The organism is Micromonospora sp. NPDC023888 (assembly GCF_040639415.1).
Taxonomy (GTDB): Bacteria; Actinomycetota; Actinomycetes; order Mycobacteriales; family Micromonosporaceae; genus Micromonospora.
Genome location: NZ_JBEZZW010000020.1, coordinates 14,141 through 36,471 on the forward strand (window position 1 = coordinate 14,141; position 22,331 = coordinate 36,471).

The 22,331-nt window shown below is 71.3% G+C and carries 17 protein-coding genes; 6 read left to right on the forward strand and 11 right to left on the reverse strand.

What is annotated here, in order from left to right:
- Positions 1 to 57: 57 nt before the first annotated feature.
- The 4 genes from AB0F61_RS19170 to AB0F61_RS19185 are packed head-to-tail and all read left to right on the forward strand — an operon-like array spanning position 58 to position 3,300.
- Complete coding sequence (locus tag AB0F61_RS19170; protein WP_357811342.1) at positions 58 to 984, forward strand: hypothetical protein; 927 nt, start codon at positions 58 to 60, stop codon at positions 982 to 984.
- A complete protein-coding gene (locus tag AB0F61_RS19175; RefSeq protein WP_357811345.1) occupies positions 981 to 1,433 on the forward strand; it encodes an ABA4-like family protein in 453 nt (150 codons plus the stop codon). Before AB0F61_RS19170 ends, AB0F61_RS19175 begins: the two co-directional genes overlap by 4 nt.
- A gap of 5 nt (positions 1,434 to 1,438) precedes the next feature.
- The gene (locus AB0F61_RS19180) at positions 1,439 to 2,677 is read left to right on the forward strand and encodes a histidine kinase (protein ID WP_357811348.1); all 1,239 of its coding nucleotides are present in this window, start codon (positions 1,439 to 1,441) and stop codon (positions 2,675 to 2,677) included.
- A complete protein-coding gene (locus AB0F61_RS19185) occupies positions 2,674 to 3,300 on the forward strand; it encodes a response regulator transcription factor (protein ID WP_357811350.1) in 627 nt (208 codons plus the stop codon). The genes AB0F61_RS19180 and AB0F61_RS19185 overlap by 4 nt, the downstream gene beginning before the upstream one ends.
- Before the next feature lie 3 nt (positions 3,301 to 3,303).
- On the opposite strand, the gene AB0F61_RS19190 is transcribed toward AB0F61_RS19185, so the two are convergent.
- Positions 3,304 to 4,020, reverse strand: a complete 717-nt coding sequence (locus tag AB0F61_RS19190; protein WP_357811352.1) for a YoaK family protein — start codon at positions 4,018 to 4,020, stop codon at positions 3,304 to 3,306.
- Positions 4,021 to 4,090: 70 nt separating this feature from the next.
- On the opposite strand from AB0F61_RS19190, the gene AB0F61_RS19195 reads away from it, so the two are divergent.
- Positions 4,091 to 4,771 (forward strand): GntR family transcriptional regulator, encoded by a 681-nt coding sequence (locus AB0F61_RS19195; protein ID WP_357811354.1) that lies wholly within the window; start codon positions 4,091 to 4,093, stop codon positions 4,769 to 4,771.
- Here the strand turns inward: AB0F61_RS19195 and AB0F61_RS19200 are convergent.
- From AB0F61_RS19200 to AB0F61_RS19240, 9 genes are all read right to left on the reverse strand, one after another.
- Positions 4,768 to 6,558, reverse strand: a complete 1,791-nt coding sequence (locus AB0F61_RS19200) for a gamma-glutamyltransferase family protein (RefSeq protein WP_357811356.1) — start codon at positions 6,556 to 6,558, stop codon at positions 4,768 to 4,770. The two genes, AB0F61_RS19195 and AB0F61_RS19200, sit on opposite strands and share 4 nt — an antisense overlap.
- Positions 6,555 to 7,556, reverse strand: a complete 1,002-nt coding sequence (locus tag AB0F61_RS19205; protein ID WP_357811359.1) for an oligopeptide/dipeptide ABC transporter ATP-binding protein — start codon at positions 7,554 to 7,556, stop codon at positions 6,555 to 6,557. The genes AB0F61_RS19200 and AB0F61_RS19205 overlap by 4 nt, the downstream gene beginning before the upstream one ends.
- Complete coding sequence (locus tag AB0F61_RS19210) at positions 7,553 to 8,569, reverse strand: ABC transporter ATP-binding protein (RefSeq protein WP_357811363.1); 1,017 nt, start codon at positions 8,567 to 8,569, stop codon at positions 7,553 to 7,555. Before AB0F61_RS19210 ends, AB0F61_RS19205 begins: the two co-directional genes overlap by 4 nt.
- Complete coding sequence (locus AB0F61_RS19215) at positions 8,566 to 9,453, reverse strand: ABC transporter permease (RefSeq protein WP_357811366.1); 888 nt, start codon at positions 9,451 to 9,453, stop codon at positions 8,566 to 8,568. Before AB0F61_RS19215 ends, AB0F61_RS19210 begins: the two co-directional genes overlap by 4 nt.
- Positions 9,450 to 10,406, reverse strand: a complete 957-nt coding sequence (locus AB0F61_RS19220) for an ABC transporter permease (protein WP_357811369.1) — start codon at positions 10,404 to 10,406, stop codon at positions 9,450 to 9,452. Before AB0F61_RS19220 ends, AB0F61_RS19215 begins: the two co-directional genes overlap by 4 nt.
- Positions 10,407 to 10,412: 6 nt before the next feature.
- Entirely contained in the window at positions 10,413 to 12,089 is a 1,677-nt protein-coding gene (locus tag AB0F61_RS19225; RefSeq protein WP_357811371.1) for an ABC transporter substrate-binding protein, read from the reverse strand.
- 214 nt (positions 12,090 to 12,303) lie between these two features.
- Positions 12,304 to 13,884 (reverse strand): alkaline phosphatase D family protein, encoded by a 1,581-nt coding sequence (locus AB0F61_RS19230; protein ID WP_357811374.1) that lies wholly within the window; start codon positions 13,882 to 13,884, stop codon positions 12,304 to 12,306.
- A 180-nt stretch (positions 13,885 to 14,064) separates the two neighbouring features.
- Positions 14,065 to 18,096, reverse strand: coding sequence for a discoidin domain-containing protein (locus AB0F61_RS19235; RefSeq protein WP_357811377.1), 4,032 nt, complete (start codon positions 18,094 to 18,096; stop codon positions 14,065 to 14,067).
- A gap of 168 nt (positions 18,097 to 18,264) precedes the next feature.
- Positions 18,265 to 18,831: a TetR family transcriptional regulator gene (locus AB0F61_RS19240; protein WP_357811379.1), complete on the reverse strand. Its 567-nt coding sequence runs from the start codon at positions 18,829 to 18,831 to the stop codon at positions 18,265 to 18,267.
- Positions 18,832 to 18,943: 112 nt separating this feature from the next.
- On the opposite strand from AB0F61_RS19240, the gene AB0F61_RS19245 reads away from it, so the two are divergent.
- Complete coding sequence (locus tag AB0F61_RS19245; RefSeq protein WP_357811381.1) at positions 18,944 to 20,344, forward strand: MFS transporter; 1,401 nt, start codon at positions 18,944 to 18,946, stop codon at positions 20,342 to 20,344.
- A 147-nt stretch (positions 20,345 to 20,491) separates the two neighbouring features.
- On the opposite strand, the gene AB0F61_RS19250 is transcribed toward AB0F61_RS19245, so the two are convergent.
- Positions 20,492 to 22,276: an alpha/beta hydrolase gene (locus AB0F61_RS19250; RefSeq protein WP_357811383.1), complete on the reverse strand. Its 1,785-nt coding sequence runs from the start codon at positions 22,274 to 22,276 to the stop codon at positions 20,492 to 20,494.
- Between the last annotated feature and the right edge of the window lie 55 nt (positions 22,277 to 22,331).

A 22,331-nucleotide genomic window follows, 5' to 3' on the forward strand; every position in this document is an offset into this window, starting at 1 on the left:
CAACCAGGGCTCGCGGTCGGACGCTTTCGACCGACCCGGCCACCAGCATCTACAGACATGATTACCTTCCTGCGCCGGACGAGACACTGGAACCGCCTCCTGCTGGTCCTGGTAGCCGCGATGACGGTGCTCACCGTCGTCGCCGCGGTCGGCGTCCTCGTCGACACACGCGTCCTCACCGGGGCGCCGATCTGGCTCAAGCCGTTCAAGTTCGGGGTGTCCTTCGTGCTGTACGGCGCGACCCTCGCCTGGATGCTCTCCCTGCTGCCCCGCCGCAGCCGGGCCGTCGAGGTGGCGGTCATCGTCATCGTCGCCGTGGCGGTCATCGAGAACGCGGTGATCGTCGGCCAGGTGCTCCGCGGACAGACCAGCCACTTCAACGACAGCACCCCCCTGAACACGGCGCTGTTCGCGGCGATGGGCGCGGCGATCATGCTGCTGTTCTTCGCCCACCTCGTCATCGGGATCGTGGTCCTGATCCAGCGGATTCCCGATCGGGTCGCCGCGACCGCCGTCGGGTGGGGCCTCGGCCTGTCCCTGCTGGGCATGCTCGCGGCGGTGCCGATGGCGCTGCCGATGCAGGACCCGGGGATCGAGGGGATCAGTGGCGCGCACAGCGTCGGCGTGCCCGACGGCGGGCCGGGGTTGCCGGTGGTGGGCTGGAGCACAACCGGTGGTGACCTGCGCATCGGGCACTTCGTGGGGCTGCACGCCCTACAGGCGCTGCCGATCCTGGCGATCCTGCTGAGCCGGTTCGCGACGCGGCTGGACGAGCGCACCCGGGTCCGGCTGCTGGTCGTCGCGGGCGGCGCGTACGGCGTACTCACCGTGCTGTTGACCTGGCAGGCGCTGCGCGGTCAGCCGCTGCTGCGCCCGGACGCCGGCACGCTGGTCGCGGTCGCGGCCCTGGTCGCCGCGACGGCGACCGCCAGCGGACTGGTGCTGGCCCGGCGACGCCGCCCGGACCTGGCGTTGGCCGCATGACCGCGACGCTGTTCTCCCTGACGTTCGCGGTGGCCGCGCCGTTCTGGGCGCTGATGATCCTGCTGCCGCGCTGGTCGTGGACCGCCCGGATCATCGCCTCGCCGCTTATCGTGCTGCCGGTCGTGGTGATCTACGCGCTGCTGGTGCTCCCGGCGTTCGGCAACGTGCTGCCGGCCGTGACGTCGCCGACCCTGGCCGGGGTACGTGACCTGCTCGGCACCTCCGCCGGGGCGGCGGCGGGCTGGGCGCACATGATCGCGTTCGACCTGTTCGTCGGCCGCTGGGCGTGGTTGGACAGCAGGGAACGGGGGGTGCCGGCGCTGGTGATGGCTCCGGTGCTGCTGCTGACCATCCTGCTCGGACCGCTCGGCCTGGCCGCGTACCTCGCGGTCCGGACCCGGTGGCGGCGGCCGGCGGCGGCCGCCACCGGCCCGCACCGCCTAGGCTGACCACCGTGCGATGGCTGGGGCGACTGTTCGACCTGCGGGACACGCTCGTGCGGATGCTGCTGCTGGACCTCAGCGGGCTGTGCTACCTGCTCGTCGTCCCCCACGCCCACGCCGCCACCGCGACGCAGTGGATCCTCGCGGTGCTCGCGTTCGCGGGGGCGCTGGCGACACACCGTCGACCGGTGGTCAACCTGGTGATCCAGGCCGCCCTGCTGGCGGTCGCGATCGGCCTGGTCGACGATTTCACGATCAACCAGGTTGGTGCCAGTTGGGCGCTGCTCGAGGTCACCATGCGGGCGCACCGTCCCCGGGTCATCTGGCTGACCACCGCGCTGCTGGTCGTGGTCGACCTGACCGACTCCATCGGCGACACGCTCAGCCAGGTCGCCTCCGGTGTGGTCGGACTGGCCCTGGAGGTTGGCGTGCCGGTGCTGCTCGGCCTGGTCATCCGCACCAACCGGGAGCTGAGCCGGCAGTCCGTCGAGCGGGCCGTGGCCGAGCAACGCCAGCACGCGTCGGAGAGCCGCGCGGCCCGCGCCGACGAACGCAGCGCCATCGCCCGCGAGTTGCACGACGTCGTCGCGCATCACGTGGCGTCGATGGTGCTGCGGGTCGGTGTGGCCCGGCACGTGCTCACCGACCTGGATCCCCGGGTGGGCGAGGTGTTCGACGACGTGCACGGCACCGGCACCGCGGCCCTGGCGGAGCTGCGCCGGCTGGTCGCGGTGCTGCGCAACCCCGACGGGGTACGCGGTGACGCGGCGCTGACCGCGATCGAACCCTCCGCGCTGCCGGCGGCGATCGGCGCGTCCATCGACCGGGCCCGCCAGGCCGGTGTCACGGTGGAGGCCGACCTGGACCCGGCGATCGGTTCGCTCGACGCGGTACGCGGCATGGCGGTGCTGCGACTGACCCAGGAGGCGCTGACAAACGTGGCCAAACACGCGGGGACGTCCGCGCTCGCGCGTCTCGTGGTCGCCGTCCGCGACGGTTGCGTGCACTGGGAGGTCGCCGACACCGGATACGGTGGGGTGCCGGCGGGCGTGCCGACTGGCGGCGGGCACGGCATCACCGGAATGCGCGAACGCGTCGAGGTCCTCGGCGGTCGGCTGGAGGCCGGCCCGACCCCGACGGGGTGGCGGGTGCGTACCGTGCTCCCGGCCTCCGCCGCCGAGCCCTCCGGCCATTCGGTGCCCCGGGACCGCACCGCACCCGCCGGGTCGACCGCGCCGGAGCCGGCGTGATCCGGGTGCTGCTGGTCGACGACCAGCACCTGATCCGCGCCGGGCTGCGCATGCTCTGCGACGCCCAGCCCGACATCGAGGTCGTCGGTGAGGCCGACAACGGCCGGGACGCGATCCCGTTGGCCGGGCGGCTCCTGCCCGACGTCGTCGTCATGGACCTGCGGATGCCCGGTGTCGACGGGATCACCGCGACCAGTCGGATCCTCGCCGAACGCCCCAGCACCCGCATCCTGGTGCTGACCACGTTCGGCGACGACGACCACCTCTACCCCGCTCTGACCGCCGGAGCCTGCGGGTTCCTGCTCAAGGACGCGCCACCGACCGAGCTGCTCGACGGCATCCGGCGGGCCGCCGTCGGTGACAGCCCGTTCAGCCCGGAGGTGCTGCGGCGTCTCGTGCAGCGCGCGGTGCACGCCCGACCCGAGACACCACGGTTGGTGCAGGGTCTGACCGCCCGTGAACGCGACGTGCTGGACCTGGTCGCCGAGGGCCTGTCCAACACCGAGATCGCCGACCGGCTGCACATCGGTGTCACCACGGTCAAGACCCACATCACCAGCCTGATGACCAAGACCGGCAGCCCCAACCGGGTACGGCTGGCCCTGTTCGCGCGCGGCGTCTGACGCTCAGGCCCGCATCCGCGCGGACACGGCGATGACGAGTGCCAGCGGCACGATCAGCAGGGCCGGGGCGACGACCGGCAGATGCAGGGCGACCACGGCGCCGACCGCCGCGCCGGCCATGAGGGCCAGCAGCACCTGAGCCTTGGGGCGCAGGCTGGCCCACGGGCTGCGCGCGGCGACCCCGGCGATCAGGCTGGTGAGCGTGCCGGTCAGGTACGTGGAGGACAGGCCGGACACTCCGAAGCGTTGGATCGCACTGCTCTGCACGCCCAGCGCGACAGCGGACAGCATCAGCAGCGCCAGGTGGACACCCGCGTCGGCGGTGTGCAGCGTGACCTCCCAGACGACGGCGAACACCACGAACACCGACAGCTCCAGGACCAGCGCCCAGGTGACCCGCCGGGGCCAGACCGGATCGTCGGGCTGTGCCGAGCCGACGACGCGCGCGCCCGCGAGGACGCCGACGATGAAGCTGACGATGGCGCAGCCCGACGTCAGAGCCAGGTCGGCCTCGCCTCGGCCGGCGGAGAGCCCGAGCAGGACCATGTTGCCGGTCATCACGCTGGCGAAGGCGCCGCCGAGGGCGAGGAAGCCGAGAGCGTCGGCGCTCCCGGTGAGGAAGGTGAGGACGACGACGAGCGCCTGCCGTCGCCGCAGCAGGCGCTCGTCTTGGCGCGGGGCGACGCGGGGGCGGGTGACGCGGGGCGCTGTGCTCGACACTGTCGGCCACCTTCCAGTAATTGTTCTTCGTATACACTTTGTCCGGACACGTTCACGGAGAGGCGACCAGGTGGCTGAAGACCTACGGGACAAGCTCGGCGCGCAACACCTGCCGCTCCGCGATCAGGTCCTCGCCGCGCTGCGGACCGCCATCATCGACGGCGACTACCTGCCCGGGGAACGGCTCACCGAGGACCGGCTCGCCGAGGACTTCGGCGTCTCCCGCAACCCCGTGCGGGAGGCGCTGCGCGTCGCCGAGGCGGAGGGATTCGTCGTGATCCTCCCCCGCCGGGGAGCGGTCGTCGCCTCACCGAGCAGCGGGACCATCACCGACATGTTCGCCGTGCGCGAGCGCCTGGAGGCGCTGGCCGCCCGGCTGGCCGCCGAGCGGGCCACCGCGGCCGACGTGGCGTCCCTGCGTGCCCTGCTCGACCAGGGCCGCGAGGCGACGCAGCGCCACGACCTGGCCCGGGTCGCCGAGCTGAACAGCACACTGCACCTGCGCATCCTCCAGATCAGCGGAAACCCTTGGCTGTCGTCGATCGCCAAGTCCCTCTACCTCCATGTCCAGTGGGTCTTCCGGCTCGGGGCGGCCGAACGCGCGCCACACTCGTGGGCCGAGCACATCCAACTCGTCGACGCCATCGAGTCAGGCGACGGCGACCGCGCCGAGCGGGCCGCGCTCGACCACCTCGACGCGGCATCCGCCGCGGCGTACGAGAACGCCGAGGGCGGCTACGGCGTCCGCTAACGGCCGCACGCGTAGCCCTGCATCCCCCGGGGGTTCGCACCGGCGGCCAGCACTCCCGTCGCCGGGTCACGGGTCACCGCGCAGAGCCGACCGAGGCTCCACCCGTCGGTGACCCGCACCTCGTGCCCGTACGCCCGCAGGGCCGCCAGCACACCCTCGTCGAGCCGGTCCTCCACCACCAGGACACCGGGCTCCATGTCCCGGGGATAGAACGACCCCGGCAGGCTGAGCGTGTGCCACGCCGGCGCGTCGATGGCCTCCTGGAGGCTCTGCCCACCGACGAGATGCCGCAACAGGAACGGCAACTGCCACTGGTCCTGCTGGTCGCCACCGGGCGTGCCGCAGGCCAGCACCGGCTCGCCGTCGCGGTGCACCATCGTCGGGCTCAACGTCGTCCGCGGGCGGCGGCCCGGCGCCAGCGACGAGGCGAGCCCCTCCTCCAGCCAGAACATCTGCAACCTGCTGCCCAGCGGAAAGCCCAGCTCCGGAATCGTCGGGGAACTCTGCAACCAGCCGCCGCTGGGCGTAGCGGAGATCATGTTGCCCCAGCGGTCGACCACGTCCACGTGACAGGTGTCGCCCCGGGTCACCCCGTCCGACTGCACTGTCGGCTCACCCGTCGTGGCGTCCGTCGGCCCGGTACGCCGCGCGGCACCGGGTCCGACGTGGGCGGGCAGGCGCGGCTGTGCCCCGTCCGGACTCCCCGGCCGCAACTGCGCCGACGCGCGGTCGCCGATCAGGGCGGCCCGCTCCCGCGCGTACTGCGGGGAGAGCAGCGCCTTGGCGGGCACGTCGACGCCGTCGCCGTACCAGGCTTCCCGGTCGGCGAAGGCGAGCTTGAGCGCCTCGACCTGGGCGTGGATGCCAGCCGCGGTGCCCGCGTCGTACGCGCCCGGGTCGTCGAGCGCGTCCAATGTGGACAGGGACTCCAGCAGCACCGGGCCCTGACCCCAGAAGCCGGTCTTCGCCACCGAGTAGCCGTGCCAGTCGAGGGTGGCGGGTGCCTCCCAGCTCGCCGAGTACCCGGCCAGGTCGTCGCCGGTGACCAGCCCGGCGTGCGGGCGGCCGCTGGAGTCCTGGAACGGTCGCCGGCTGAACGCGTCGATCGCCTCGGCGACGAAACCCGTGCTCCAGGCCCGGCGAGCGGCCTCGATCTGGGCCTCCCGGTCGGCGCCGGCCGCCTGTCCCGCCTCGACGAGTCGGCGCAGGGTGTCCGCGTACGCCGGGTTGGTGACCAGCTCCCCCGCGGCCGGCGGTCGGCCGCCTCGCAGCCAGAGCGCGGCGGAGGTGGGCCAGTGGTCCTCGAACAACGACCGGACGGCCGCCACCGTGGCACCGACCCGGCCCACCAGCGGGTGCCCGGCGCCGGCGTAGCCGATCGCCGGCTCCAGCACCTCGGCGAGGGTGAGCGTGCCGTGCTCGCGCAGCAGCAGCAGCCAGGCGTCCACTGCTCCGGGTACGGCCGCCGCGAGCGGCCCGGCACCCGGGATGAGGTCCATGCCGAGGGACCGGAAGTGGGCGATGGTGGCACCGGCCGGCGCCGGCCCCTGCCCGCACAGCACCTTCGGTCGAGGGTCCCGGGCGGTGGCCACGATGGCCGGCACCTCGCCGCCCGGCCCGTTCAGGTGCGGCTCGACGACGTGCAGGACGAACCCGGCGGTGACCGCGGCGTCGAAGGCGTTGCCCCCGCGTTCCAGGATGCCCATCGCCGCCTGGCTGGCGAGCCAGTGGGTGGAGGACACCATGCCGAAGGTGCCCTGCAACGTGGGTCGAGTGGTGAACGTCATGACAACACCTCACTGGGATCTGCGGTACGAACGTCGGGGCCGGTGCCGTCCGGCCGGACCAGGTGGCACGCGGCCATGCCGTCGCCGATGGCGGTCTGCGCCGGCACCTCCGTCGCGCACCTGTCGAAGGCGAGCGGGCACCGGGTGCGGAACCGGCAGCCGGACGGCGGATCGAGCGCGGACGGCAGGTCGTCGCCGAGCAGCACCGGCTGACGGTGACGCTGACGCACCGGGTCGGCCACCGGCGCGGCGGAGAGCAGAGCCTGCGTGTACGGGTGGGCGGGCCGGGCGAAGATCCGCTCGCGGCTGCCCGTCTCGACGAGTTGACCCAGGTACATGACCGCGATGTCGTCGGCCAGGTACTCGACAGCGGACAGGTCGTGGGTGATGAAGAGGCAGGCGAACCCGATGTCGCGTTGCAGGTCGGCGAGGAGATTGAGCACCGACGCCTGCACCGACACGTCGAGCGCGCTCGTGGGTTCGTCAGCGATGAGCAGCATGGGCTCGGAGATCAGGGCCCGCGCGATGCTGACCCGTTGGCGTTGCCCGCCCGACAGCTCGTGGGGATAGCGACGGGCCACCTCGGCACGCAGGCCGACGCGTTCGAGTTGGGGGGCGACGCGGGCGTCCCGGTCGCGCCGGGAGATCCGCTTGCCGGCCAGCCGCAGCGGCTCGGCCACGATCTCGCCCACCAGCATGCGCGGGTCCAGTGACGCGGCCGGGTCCTGGAAGACGATCGACACCGCGCCACGGTGGGGGCGCAGCCGTCGTCGGGTCAGGTGGGTGACGTCGGTGCCCGCGATCCGGACCGTTCCCGCGGTCGGCTCGACGAGCCGCACCACGCATCGACCCACTGTCGACTTCCCGGAACCGCTCTCCCCCACCAGGGCCGTGACCCGGCCGCGCGGGATGGTCAGGGACACCCCGTCCACGGCGCGCACCGGGCCGAAGTGCATCACCAGGTCCGTGATCTCCAGGGCGTTCGGCTGCGGCGTCATCGGTTCGCCTCCTGAACTGCCGTCGGTGCCGTCGCGCAGGGGTGCCAACAGGCGGCGACGTGGTCGGTGCCATCGATGCCCTCCAGCGGCGGGGCGGCCGCCCGGCACTGCTCGTCGGCGGCCGGGCATCGATCCGCGAAGGTGCAGGCGTCGGGTTGGCTGGACAGGACGGGCACCAACCCGGGGATCTCGGTCAACCGGTCGGTGCCGGCGTGCCGGCCCGGCTGCGGTGACGCCGACAGGAGCCCGGCCGTGTACCGGTGCCGGGGGTGGGCGAACAGGTCGTCGACAGGTGCCCGTTCCACCACCCGGCCCGCGTACATGACGACGACGCGGTCCGCGATGTCGGCGATCACGCCGAGGTCGTGGGTGATGATGAGGACGCTCGTGCCGAGCCGGTCGCGCAGGTCCCGCAGCACCTGGAGGATGCCGGCCTGGACGGTGACGTCCAGCGCGGTTGTCGGCTCGTCGGCCACCAGTACCTTCGGGCCGCAGGCCACCGCCATCGCGATCATCACCCGCTGGCGCATGCCACCGGAGAGCTGGTGCGGATAGCTGTCGACCCGCTGGGCGGCGGACGGGATCCCGACGAGCGTCAACAGCTCGACGGCGCGCGCCCGCGCCGCCCGTCGGGACATCCGTTCGTGGACCTGGAGCACCTCCCCGATCTGCCGCCCGACGGTGAGCACCGGGTTCAACGACGTCATCGGTTCCTGGAAGATGTAGGCGATCTCCCGGCCCCGGACCCGACGTAGGGCCGACTCGCGGGCCCCGACCAACTGCGTGCCGTCCAGGCGCACCGAACCGGTGACCCGGGCGCTGCCCGGGAGCAGCCCGGCGATGCTCATCGCCGTGACGCTCTTTCCGCACCCCGACTCGCCCACCATCCCGACGATCTCCCCGGCCGCGAGGTCCAGGCTGACCGCGTCGACCGCCGAGACGGTGCCGGTCTCGGTCGGGAACGACACCGACAGGTCGCGGATCTCCAGCACGGGCGCGGAGGCCGTGGTCATCGCCGGTCTCCCTTCGGGTCGAGGGCGTCGCGCAGGGCGTCGCCGAAGACGTTGAACGCCAGCGCCAAACCCATGATCACGACGCCGGGGAAGACGGCGGCCCAGGGCGCGCGGGCGGCGAACTGCTGGGCGGTGGCCAGCATGGTGCCGAGACTGGGCGCGGGTGGTTGGATGCCGAGGCCGAGGAAGGACAGCACCGCCTCACCGAGGATCGCGGCTGGGATGGCGACAGTGGCCTGCACCAGGATCACCGAGGTCGCGTTGGGCAGGATGTGCCGGGCCAGCACCCACAGGTCGCTCGCGCCGTCCACGACTGCCGCCGCGACGAAGTCCAGCGACTTGAGGCGCAGGGTGTCCGAGCGGACGACCCGGATCACCCCGGGGATCTGGGCGATGCCGATGGCCACCGCGGCGTTGCCGAGGCTGGCGCCCCGGATGGCCGCCAACCCCACCGCCATGATCAGAAACGGAAACGCCAGCAGCAGGTCGGTGAAGCGCGAGATCACCGCGTCCCAGGCCCGGAAGTAACCGGCCGCGAGCCCGAGTGGCACCCCGATGACCAGCGACGTGGCCACCGCCAGGAGCCCCACCTGCAACGACGCCCGCGCACCCAGCATGATGCGGGAGAGCACGTCCCGGCCGAGATCGTCGGTCCCCAGCAGGTGCCCGGCGGTGCCGGGAGGTGCGAACGTACGGGCGAAGTCGGTCTGGTCCACCGAGTAGGGCGCAAGCCAGGGCGAGAGCAGCGCGATGACGCCCGCCAGCGCGAGCACGACGAAGCTCACCACGGCGAGCGGGTTGCGACGCAGCCGCCGCAGCACCCGGGTACGCCGGGTGACGCTGGCGGTGCCGGTCTCCGCCATCGGTACGGTGAGGACGGTCATGCCGGATCTCCCGTCACCCGGATGCGTGGATCGATGACCGAGTAGAGCAGGTCCACGAAGAAATTGATCACGATGTAGGCGATGGCGGTGAGCAGGACGACGGCCTGGATCACCGGGTAGTCCCGTTGGAACACCGCGTCGATGGTCATCTTGCCGAAGCCCGGCAGCCCGAAGATCTGTTCGGTGACGACCGCGCCCGAGATCAGCCCGCCGAGTTGGAGGCCCACGACGGTCACCACCACGATGAGGCTGTTCCGCAGGGCGTGCCGGGTGATGACGGCGCGTGGTCGCAGTCCCTTCGCCTTCGCCGTGCGTACGTAGTCGGAGGAGAGCGAGTCGAGCATCGCCGACCGGGTCTGGCGCATGATGATGGCGGCCAGGCCGGTGCCGAGGATCACCGCCGGCAGGACGATGTGGTGCAGGTTGTCCACCGGGTCCTCCAGGATCGGCACGAAGCCGGAGGCGGGGAAGAGCCCGGTCGCCACGGAGAGGTAGAGGATCGCCAGCAGCCCCAGCCAGAAGTGCGGCACCGACAGGCCGATCAGGGCCAGGCCGTTGGCGAGCCACTCCGCCGGACGTCCACGACGGACCGCCGCGAGCACCCCGGCGCCGACGCCGAGCGCCGCCGCGATGAGGATCGCCAGGACGGACAGCTCGACGGTCACCGGCAGGGCTGTCGTGAGCATCGACGAGACCGGCGTGCCGGTGCGGATCGACACCCCGAAGTCGCCCTGTGCCATGCGCTCCACGTACTGGGCGAACTGCACCGGCAGCGGCTGGTCCAGCCCGTAGTGCCGACGGATGGCCTCCAGCGCCTCCGGCGACCGGTCCTCCCCGGCCAGGGCGAGGGCCGGGTCGCCGGGGAGCGCCCGTACGCCGACGAAGACCACGATCGTCGACAACAGCAGGGTCAGCGCCGACTGCCAGGCGCGGGTGAGCAGATACCGGGCCACTGCGGACTACTTGCCGAAGCCGGCGAAGGCCGCCCGGATCACACCGTCCGGGTAGACCTGGAGGCCCTGGATCTGCTTGCTGACGGCGGTCAGGTTGCGCTGCCGGTAGAGGTAGATCAGGGCATCGTCCTGCTGGAGCAGGCCGACCGCCTGCCCGTACAGCTTCCTGCGCTCCTCGACGTCGCCGGCCTGCCGGGCCTGGGTCAGCAGTGTGTCGAGCTGCGGGTTGCTGTAGCCGGCGACGTTCTGGCTGGCGCCGGTGCCGACGAAGTTCGTGATGTTGGCGTCCGGGTCGATGCGGCCGCTCCATCCCAGTTGCAGCAGCTCGAAGTTGCCGCGGTCCTGCTCGTCGAGGAGCGACGAGTACTCCACCGGGTTGATCTTCAGGTCGAATCCGCCGTCCTTGACCATGGACTGCAACGCCTGCGCGAGGCGCAGCGTGTCCGGGGTGTTCGAGGCGAGCATCGTGACCGCGTACGGCGTCTGCACGCCGGCCTCGGCCAGCAACTGCTTGGCCTTGGCGGGGTCGTGGGCCGGGCAGGTCTGCGCCTCGGGGGACGAGAACGCGCTCGCGGGTGAGATCGGGGAGCAGGCGGCGGCGTGCAGACCGTTGAAGACCGCGTCGACCAGGGCCTTGCGGTCGATGGCGTGCTCGAAGGCCTGCCGCACCTTGGCGTTCTGGGCGAGGGGGCGGTTGATGGGCTTGGCCGGGGTGCCGACGCCGTCGACGTTGCCGACGTTGATGGTCAGGCCCTGGTAGCCGAGGGACTGCGACTGGAGGACGGAGACCGCCGCGTCCTGGCGGAGCGAGGCGACGTCCTGGGTGGAGACCGAGTCGGCGACCTGCGCGTCGCCGGAGCGCAGGTTGGCCGCGCGGATGCTGGCGTCGGTGAGGATCCGCCACGAGATGGTGTCCAGGTGCACCTTGCTGGCGTCGTAGTAGTTGGGGTCCCGCACGACCTCGATGGAGTTCTGTGGCACCCGCTTGGCGAACTTGAAGGGGCCGACGCAGACCGGCGCGGAGGCGAAGTTGTCACCCAGGGTCCGCAGCGCCTGCGCGCTCATGATCATGCCGGCCCGGTCGGCGAGGGCGCCGAGCAGGGGCGCGAACGGCTGCTTCAGCCGCAGGACGACGGTCTGCGCGTCCGGGGTGTCGACGCCGTCGATGGGGCCGAGTTCGCTCTTGCGCGCCGACCGGTCGTTGGTGAGGTGGCGTTGCAGGGTGGCCTTCACCGCTGCCGAGTCGAACGCCGTGCCGTCCGCGAAGCGCACGCCGGGCCGCAGCGGAATGGTCACCGTCCGGCCGTCACCGCTCGTGGTGGGCAGCGCGGTCGCGAGCTGCGGTACGACCTGCGCCTGCTCGTTGACGTCGTAGAGCTTCTGACACATCGCCTGGAAGACGTAGCGGGAGTAGAGGCTTCTCGACAGCGTCGGGTCCAGCGCGTCGGGCTCGGCGGAGAGGGCCACCACCAGCTTGCCGCCCTGCTTCACGGCGGCGGGGTCCGCGGGCGTACCGAAGGAATCCTGGCCTGCCGACTGGCCGCCGCCGGACGGGTCGCCGCCTTCGCTGTCCGACACCGGTGAGCAGGCGACGACAGTGCAGACGACGGCGGACGCCGCCAGGGCGGCCCGGAGCACCCGGGGGCGGGGCACAAACGTGTCGCGGACGGAGAGGTTCGTCATGGAGAGCTCCTCAAGTGGGCGATTCGGGGAGCGTATGTTGTATACGATGACCGCCGCAAGACCTCCATGAATGGCTCTCCGGCACCCGACGCGTGCGTGACCACGATGGACAAAGCGGGCCCGCGAACGGCGCGCGTCGTGTCCCGTGGCCGGGTGGCTGGTCACCGACACCGGAGATCCCGACTCGGTGACCAACCGCCGGGCCCACGTTCAGCTACGCCGACACGTGGGCCACCCCGGGCCGTCCGCTCTGCACGTTAACGCTGGCCCGAGTCGTGACCGGGGCGCCCGGCGCGTTCACGAACGGCACCACCCGGTAGTCGGTCCGCATCTCGCGGTGGCCGAGGTGACAGACCTGATAGCCACGCTGGGAGTTGTGGAACTTCATGTGCGGATTCTCGGCCAGCCAGGTCACCCCGAGCGCGTCCATGTCCTGCCCGTTGCCGCCCGAGCTGATCGCGGTCCCGAGGAACTCGGTTCCGATCGTGCGCGATGCCGGGTCGGAGAAGTCCAGCTTGAGATCCGCGGCGACACTCCGGTGCGCGTCACCGGTGATGACGAGGAAGTTGTCGACGTTACGTTGCGCCAGACCGTCGAAGAGCCGCTGACGCGCCGCCGCGTACCCGTCCCAGGTGTCCATGCCGAACGTCTCGGCCGCGCCGCCGGTGTGATCGGCTTCCATCGCGAAGACCTGGTTGCCGAGCACGTTCCACCGGGCGGTGGACGCACCGAGGCCTGCCAACAGCCAGGCCTCCTGCTCGGCGCCGAGCATCTGCCGGTTGGGGTCCCAGCGCAGCGACTGGTCGGTGAGCTGCTGGTCGCGGAACCGCCGGGTGTCGAGAACGTCGAGCTGAAGCAGGTCGCCGAACGTCAGGCGCCGGTAGACCTGCATCTCCGGGCCCCGGGGCATCGACGACCTGCGCAGCGGCAGGTTCTCGTAGTACGCCTGGTAGGCGGCGGCACGCCGCAGCCGGAACACGGCCGGGTCCTGGTCCGGCTCGGTGTCCGGCTGGGAGTGGTCACCGGCCCAGTTGTTCTCCACGTCGTGGTCGTCCGGGGCGACCACCCACGGCGCGGTCCGGTGCGCGGCCTGCAGCGCCGGGTCGAGCTTGTACTGGGAGTACCGGATCCGGTAGTCGGTCAGAGAGAACGTCTCGGCGGCCGGAAGGTGAGCCCGGCCGATCGATCCGGCGCCGCCGCCCTCGTAGATGTAGTCGCCGAGGTGGACCACGAGGTCCAGGTCCTCACGGGCCATGTGCTCGTACGCGGTGAAATAACCGTCGGTATAGGCCTGGCAACTCGCGAACGCGAAGGTCAGCGATTGCAGGGCCGCCCCCGGCCGCGGTGCCGTACGGGTGCGGCCCACCGGGCTGACCTGGCCCGCGACGCGGAACCGGTACCAGTACACGCGGTCCGGCCGCAGCCCGTGCACCTCCACGTGCACCGAGTGCGCCCACGCCGCCGTGGCACGCTCCACGCCACGACGCACCACCCTGCGGAACGTCTCGTCCTCCGCCACCTCCCACCGCACGTTGACGGCGCGGTCGGGCATGCCGCCGAGCCCGTCGAGTGCGAGCGGGTCCGGTGCCAGGCGGGTCCAGAGAACGACCCCGTCGGGTAACGGGTCGCCGGAAGCGACACCGAGCGTGAACGCGTAGCCCGGCAGGGTCAACCGGTCGTCCGAGACGCCGGAGTTCGCCGAGGCGGGTGCGGCGCCGACCAAAGCCGCGCCAGCGGCGACACCTCCGAGGGCGAGGAAGTGACGACGCGGCAGCATCAGAGGGGACTGCGACATGGATGGGATACCTTCCGGGAAGCAGATGGTGTGGCCTTTGCTTCCTTGATCCCAACTGCCCGACGTGACGACCGCCGGAACACCCCATGAACAGGCCCCGGGTAATCCACTGACGACGGTAGAGCCGGCCGGGTCGTGGTGGGAAGCGGCGAGCGGGGCGCCGCTTCCCACCACGCACTCCTAGCTGCTGGCCGAGTTGTACGCCTGCGCCGTCACCGTGACCTGGCGGGCGAGGCCAGACCGCGCGGGCCACGAGATCTGCACCTGACGGGTCTCTCCCGGCAGCAGCCAGAAGTAGTTGTCGGCGTAGCGAGCGGGAAGAACCCGGTCACCGCGCTGGTCGCGCACGGCGAGTCGCACCAGTGCCGCGACCGTACGACCCTGGTTGCGGACCGTCGTGGTGACGGTGTTGCGGCCGTCCACGACGCGTACGGTGCTCGACGACGTCGACAGTCGGGTACTCGGCAGGTCGTTGAGCGCCCGCATCTGCTCGGCCTCGTCGTACCGCCAGTAGGTGTTCTCCGTGAGCAGCCGGTCGCGGCTGTCGCGCAGCTCCAGTCGGACCAGGTGCAGCCCGCCACCGTCGGGCGCGGCGAGCGGGAAGACCGGCGTCGTGGCCGAGCGGGCGACGTCCACCCGCTGACGCTGGGGCGCACCCAGTGATCGGCCGCTCAGGTCGTAGCGGCGGGCGGTGACCGTGAGCCCACCCAGCGCCTCGGCGGTGTGGTTGACCACCCGCACCTGCCAGGTGCCCGGGTCGGCCTGGACGTGCAGCGGCTCGCAACCCTTGCGGGCACCGTAGTAGGCGCCGTTCACGTCGAGGTCGTAGTCGTAGGTCTGCCAGACCGTGCTGTGCCACGCCGGGTGCGACATCCACAGCAGCAGACCGGTGGCGTCCTGCCACAGGTTGGCGTTCCACGCCTCGAACATGGCGCGGTGGCTCTCGTAGTTGACGAACTGCGCCCGGGTGACGAACTCGTCGAGGGAGTCGGACTCGCCGAGCCGCGCGTCGATCGCGGCCTGGTAGGTGCTAACGCGCTGGTTACCGATGGTCGACCAGTCGTGGTAGTTCCACACCTCGCTCGCCGGCCACTCCGGTGCGTCGCCGACGAGGTTGCGCATGCTCTCGACGACCGGGATCACCGGCATGCCGATCTCGGTGTGGAAGCCGAACGCACCCGTGTCGTAGGTGTTCCTGTTGTTGTACGTCGCCGGCTCCACCCAGTGGTACGGGCCGTGGCCGCTGACGATGCCGCCCGCCGAGTTGGGGATGTAGAGGATCTCCGGGTGCTCGGTGGCGGCGGCCTGCTTGAGCCCGGCGTCCACGATCGGCGGCGGGTCACCCTCGTTGGCGCCGCACCACACCACGATGCTCGGGTGGTGGCGGAAGCGCCGGATGGTGTCCGCGGCGATATCCACGTAGCCGGGTGGGTTGGGCAGGAACTGGCCGGCCTGCCAGAAGTCGTTCCAGACGAGGATGCCCTGCTCGTCGCAGGCCTGGTACAGCTCCTCGCGGTTGCTGCTGCCGAGCCAGTTGCGGATCATCGTGAAGTTCATGTCGCGGTGCATCTCGACCGTGTCGGCCAACCGGTCGGGCAGCACCCGGCGCAGCAGTTCGTCCCAGCCCCAGTTACCGCCTCGAGCGAACACCGGCACACCGTTGACGCTGATCTTCAGTTGGGTGACGGCGTTGCTGACCGACTTCACGTCGGTCCACCGCTGCCCGTCGTCGGAGACCTGGATGACGAAGTCGCGGGCGTACGCCTGCTCCCAGACGATCGTGACCTGGTCGAAGCTGACCGGCCCACCGAGGTCGACCTGGATCCACTGGTTGTCCTCGAACTTCGAGGACCACCGGGTACGCGGGTTGCCGTCGACGGCCCGGTCCGGGCTGTTGGAGTCGCTGTCGAACGACGACGCAGTGGCGGTGCGGCCCAGGGCCAGGTCGACGTCCGGCTCGGCCTGCCGCTGCACCGAGAGCGCCCACATGGACACACCCCACGAGGTCACCCGCGCGCCGGTCTGGATGCGCAGGTGCTGCGCGGTCTGGCTCGCGAACGTCTCGACCTGGGTGGCGCGGCTGCCCAGCGGGGTGTCGTTGCTGACCGCCTTCACGTCGGTCCAGGCATTCCCGTCAGCGGAGACCTGGACGCGGTAGCCGAGGGCGTACGCCTGCTCCCAGACGATGGTGACCCGATCGAAGTCGACCGGGGCACCCAGGTCGACCTGGATCCACTGGTTGTCCTCGGCCTTCGAGGCCCAGCGGGTCGCGGAGTCGCCGTCGACGGCCTTGCCGGCCACGTTGCTGTCGTTCTCCGACGACGACGCGGACGCGTCCTTGTGCAGGGCGAGATCCGGGCCGGTGCCATCGGCCACCGACAGCGAGAACATCGAGATGCCCCACCCGGTGGCACGCTGACCCGCTTGGATGCGCACGTGCCGGGCGTGCTGCCGGGCGAACGTGACGGTCTGGGTCGCGGCGCCGTCGACGAACTCCAGCGCGGGCTTGCCGGGCGGCGAGATGACGATCGGCTGGTGCCAGTCGTAGGCGAACTCCCGGATACCGAAGCGGACCTTGCGCCGGTCGCTGACGGAGCGCTTGACGGTGGCGGTGAGCTTGAGGTCGTACAGGTGGGGCTCGCCGTAGCCGTTGGGCCACCAGAGCCGAGGATTGCGCAGCCGCAGCGCGTGGAAGCGCTCCGGTGCGAAGGTGACCGTGGTGCTCTCGCCCGCGGGGACGGTCACCGTGGACTCGACCCGTACCGTGTCGAACTCCGCCCGCACGGTGACCGTGGTGGCGGTGGCCGCCGCGTTGCGCACCGGCACCCGGATGGTGACCTCGGCCGTGTCGGTGGCGGGCAGGTCGGGCAGGGTGGTCTGGACGTGCGGATCGCCGATGACCACGGCGCCGGTGCTGCGCAGGCGGACGTGGTCCCAGAGGCCGGTGACCCGGTCGCGGACGGCGGGCATCCAGTCCCACCCGGACACCGCCAGGTAGGTCGGCGCGTCGAGGTAGTGGTGGGCCGACTGGAGGAAGGTGCGACCGTCGGGGCCCTTGTCGCCGGGCGTGCCCGGGTGCGGCATCGGGGTGACCCGGACGGCGAGGACGTGCTCGCCGCGGTGACCGGCCAGGGCGTCGGTGATGTCGAAGGCCGCCCGTGCGAACGGGTGCTTGACGCTGCCGACCTGCACGCCGTTGACCCAGGCGGTGGCCTCGTGGTTGATCCCGTCGAACTCCAGCCAGATCCTTCGGCCCGGCGAGGTGTCCAGGTCACGGGGCAGGCGCAACGCGCGCCGGTACCACCAGGTGTGCCGGGACAGCGCCTCCGGGATGCGCATGTTGTTGAAGCCGGCCACCGGGTCGGGCAGGTGGCCCTGGTCGACCAGGGTGCCCAGCACGGTGCCGGGCACCGTCGCCGGCAGCCAGGACCGGACGTCAACGCCGGCACGGGAGAGTTCGGCGCCGTCGGCGGTGCCGGCGAAGTCGTCCATCGTCAGCGACCAGCCCGACTCCAGCGGGACCGTACCGTCGGCGGCCACCGTGAGCTCGGGCGCCGGGCGGGTGTTGCCGCCCTCCCAGCTGGTCCAGCCCTCGGCCTTCGGCCGGTCGGTCAGGGGGACGCCGTAGACCTGGAAGCCGTTGAGGCCCACCGGGTTGCTGTTCGAGCGCTTCGTGGCCGTCATGCGGATCCACCGGGCGGTGACCGGCTGCGGAAGCTTGATGGCCTGCACTCCGCCCTGGCCCTCGGCGGTCTCGTACACCGACCGCCAGTCGCGGCCGTCGGTGGAGACCTCGATCCGGTACGCCGTCGCGGCGCTGGAGAGGATCTCGTCGCCGTCGGTGTCGGTGTAGTTGCCGTCGAACGGCCGGTCGGTGAGCGTGGCCTCGAAGACCAGGGAGACGGCCTCGACCCGGCACATCGCCTGGAGATCCACCGAGATCCACTGTGGATCGCCGTTTGCGGCGCGCCACCCACTCCCCCGGACGCCGACCTGCGGCAGGCCGTCCACGGCGAAGGCGGCGGGCGTCGGCGCGTAGTCGGTCGAGGAGACGGTCACCGGACGGTACCGGGCAAGGTCGGTGGCGGTCGGCGCCGGCCCGGCGGCGGACGCAAGGGCATCCGGCAGGGCCGCGGTCACCCCGACCGACGCCAGCAGCGTCGCGCCGGCGGAGAGGAAGGTACGCCGGGAAATCGGCGATGGCTCGGACATCTTGCCTCCAGACATGACAACGTTGTCAGGTGGCGGGGGCCGTGACAACGTTGTCAGATGGTGGCCCGATGTTTCCCGAGAGTCAAGGGTCCAAGTCGATCGTGATTCCCCGAACACGTTCCGCAGCTGTTCCACTTCGGACATCGATGTGCCGACGGTCGGTCGAGGTCACTCTGGCTGTGTGCTCAACCCGTCGAGGGCGACCGTGAGCACGTGATCGCGCTGGTCGGCGCGAGGAAAGTGCCCGGAGGCGATGGCACTGGTCAGCCGCATCACGTCGTCGATCGTCACGTCGGCGCGCACCTCGCGCGCCCGCTGCGCCCGCTCCAGCAACGGCCCACCGGCGGCGTAGAGCGCCCGCCGGCACTCCAGGTAGGCGGTGGACTCCCGGTTCAGGCCGGCGGCCAGCGGCTGCTTCGCCCCGATGTACTCCACGAAGCGCCGCAACCACAGGTACAGGCCGTCGCGGGGGGCGAGGCCCTCGGCTTCTCCGGCCGTCGCGCACACCGCCTCGACCTCGGTGACGTAGACGTTCTCGATCAGCACCTCACGGGTCGGGAAGTTGCGGTACAGCGTCGCGATGCCCACCCCGGCACGGCGGGCGATCTCCTCCAGCGGGGCCTCCGCGCCCTGCTCGGCGAAGGCGGCCCGGGCCGCCGCCAGGATCGCGTCGTAGTTGCGGGCGGCGTCCGCCCGGTGCGGGCGGGCCACGCGCAGGTGGGTGAGGGCCGTCACGATGCCGATGTCTCCCAGCGCTAGCAACCGGAGGCCGGCTATCACTAGAGTGATAGTGCGCCTCCGCTTATCCGGAGGTCTCCTATCAGTCTAGCCCGAAAGAAGGCGGACCATGTCCCCGACTCCCGCTTCCCGTCGCGGGATCGCTCTGGCACTCATCCTCGGCTCGCAGCTGATGATGACCCTGGACACCTCGATCATCACGACCGCGCTGCCGCACGTGCAGCGGCAGTTCGGTTTCTCCCAGTCCGGGCTCTCCTGGGTACAGAACGCCTATGTCCTGGCCTTCGGTGGCCTGCTCCTGCTCGGCGCCCGGGCCGGCGACCTGCTCGGCCGCCGCCGGGTGTTCCTCGCCGGGATCACCCTGTTCACCGCGGCGTCGCTCGCCGCCGGCCTCGCACAGAGCGGCGGTTGGCTGATCAGCGCCCGCGTCGTGCAGGGGCTCGCCGCCGCGCTCGCGGTGCCCTCCACGCTCGCGCTGCTGGTGGCCGACCACCCCCAGCCGGGCGACCGGGCCAGGGTGATCGCCCTCTACAGCGCGGTCATCGGCGCTGGCGGCAGCGTCGGGATCGTGGTCGGCGGCGTCTTCACCGACCTGCTCTCCTGGCGCTGGGGAATGCTCGTCAACGTCCCGATCGGCATCGCCATCGCGCTGCTCGCACCCCGGTTCCTGGTCGAGACCGAACGCCGCTCCGGCACCTTCGACCTCGGCGGCGCGCTGACCTCCATCACCGGCATGACCGCCCTGGTGTACGGCTTCATCCAGGCCGCCGCAGCCGGCTGGAGCGCACCGGCCACCGTGGTCTCGCTGGGCCTCGGCGCCGTCCTGCTGGTGGCCTTCGTGCTGATCGAACACCGGGCACCCCAGCCGATCACCCCACTGCGACTCTTCGTCAGCGCGGAACGCTCCGCGGCGTACGCCGGCCGGATCCTCATCGTCGGCGCGACCTTCTCCACCTTCTACTTCCTCAGCCAGTACCTCCAGGAGGTGCTGCACCTCAGCGCCCTGCAGACCGGCTTCGCGTACGTTCCCATCACCGGCATGTTCTTCGCCATGGTGTACGCCAACCGGCCCCTGCAGAACCGGCTCGGCCGTCCCGTACTGCTGGTGGCGTCCCTCGCCACCGCGCTGGTCGGCATGGCGTGGCTGTCCCGGATCTCGACCGGCTCCAGCTACTTCCCGGATGTTCTGCTGCCGCTGCTGGTGATCGGAATCGGCCAGGGCATCGCGATCGTCTTGATGACCCAGGGCGGCGTCGCCGGGGTCGAGCCGCAGGACGCAGGCGCCGCGTCGGGCCTCGTCAACGTCGCCCACCAACTCGGCGGTTCACTCGGCATCGCGATCCTGACCATCGCGTACACCCGCGCCAGCTCCGCGACCGACCCGACCGCCGGTTTTCACGCCGCCTTCACCGGCGCCGACGTCTTCTTCCTGATCGCGTTGGCCCTGGCCGTCGTCGTAGCCATCGCAGGCCGCCGCGCCAACCGGCTCGCCGTTCTCCCGGCCAACTGAGAGGACAGTGCCCTCGCGGCGGCCGGCGAGCCACCACGAGCACATCCCCACCGACGCGACGCCGATGCGGATCAGTCCGGTCGGGCACGCAGCCCCATCAGTTGACAGGGTGCGGGCGGCCGTGCGCCGCCCGCACCCCACGACGGGTCACTCCGGGTACGACGGCCCCGGCTCGGTGCGCAGCATCCGCTTGAGCATGCGGTTCGCCGTCCGCATGTCGTCGGTGATCAGGCGGGTCCGCACCGTCCCCTTGCCGGTCAGCTTTCCACCCACCTCGAAGACGGCGGTGTCGCCCGGAAGTGGCACCGCCTGGCACCCGGTGTACTTCTCGGCGGGCAGCCGACCGTCCAGCAGGTAGGCGTACACCGGGTCGTCCACGCACGGCGTGTAGTACGGGAAGACCCCGTGGCTGCCCTCGTTGTCGACGCTGATCATCGACGCGCCGGGCAGCTTCTTCGACGCCGCCAGGGCACCCTCGTACGCCGTGGCGACGTCGAGCTCGTCCTGCAACATCAGCACCTTGGGAAACGTCTTGTTGTCGGGCTTCGGCATCCGGTTGCTCGTCGGCCAGTACGCGCACGCCGGCGGGTTCTGCAGGAACGGGGCGACCACGGGGGCGTCGCGGGTCAGGCGACGGCTGAACGCGTTCCAGTGCGCGATGCTGTCGTTCCACTGCCCGTCCTGGCAGCGGATCACCTCGAAGACGTAGTCGATGTCGTACGTGTACTCGTCGGTGCCCTGCGGCAGCAGAGCCCGGCCAGGCTGGGTCTTCAGCGCCGTCGCTGCGATGCTCCGCGACTGCTCGATGTACGCCCGGTCGTCGACGCTGATCCCCGGTGCGGCGAGCATCTTCGCCGTCGCCGCGCTGAGAATCTGCTCGGGCGTCCAGCCGTTCCACTCCTCGTAGTACTGGATCACCGTGTTCACCGCCGCCGCGGCGGTCGGGTAGTTCTGGGTGTCGTAGAGGGCGCCCAGGATGAACCAGCCGAACATGAACGGCGCCATGCCGACGCGGGTGCCGCCGGCCCGCTCGAACATCTCCCGGATCTTCATCGGGTCGGTGCCCCGGCCGTACAGGTCATCATGACGCGCCATGTACGGCAGCAGTTGCTCCTGGAACGCCCGGTCGCGGGTGAACGGTTGCAGGTCCCAGGTCTCCTGCAACGTCGGGGAACCGACCGCGGCCACCGAGTCGAGCACCATCCGGTTCGTACGGCTTCCGAACGTGGCGGCATACCAGGTGCCCAGCCAGGTCCCGTACGAGTAGCCGAGGTAGTTGAGCTTGCGCTCACCCAGCAGCACCCGGATGAAGTCCATGTCGTACGTGGTCTGCTCGGTGGTGATGTACTTCGTCAGCTCGGTGCCCCGACAGCCGGCCACGTTTGCCTGGGTGATCAGGTCGTTGGTGTTGTCGGTGTCGCGGTAGGTGACGGTGCAGAGCAGCGGGGTGCTCTGCCCGACCCCACGCGGGTCGAAGCCGATCACGTCGTAGTGCTCGGCGAGGGTCGGCGCGGACCGCGCCACGTACGGCGCCAGCGACAGGCCACTGCCACCGGGGCCGCCGGGGTTGACCAACAGGATGCCCTTGCGGTCGCTGCCGGAGGCGACGGTCCGACTGATCCGGACCTGGATCGTGTGCCCGTCGCGCGGGTTGTGCCAGTCCCGTGGCACGGTGACAGTCGCGCAGGTGAGCAGCAGGTGCGCCTCGTCCTCGGGGCTGACGTCAGGCAACCCGCACGGCTCCCAGGTGAGCCGCTGGCTGGTGAGGGACGCGGCCAGGGCGGCGGTGTCCGGCTCGGCGGTGCTGGCCGCGGCGGCCGGGGTCACGGCGGCGCCGCTGACCAGGACGGCGCCGACCACTGTCGCGGCGAGGAAGGCGGCCGGCCGGCGCACGCGATGGGGGCGGCGCGACCCGGTCGTGGGATGGGGCATCGTCCCGTCCTCTCATGGAGCGGATGATCGAATCGCCTTCACCTTGGACCAGGAG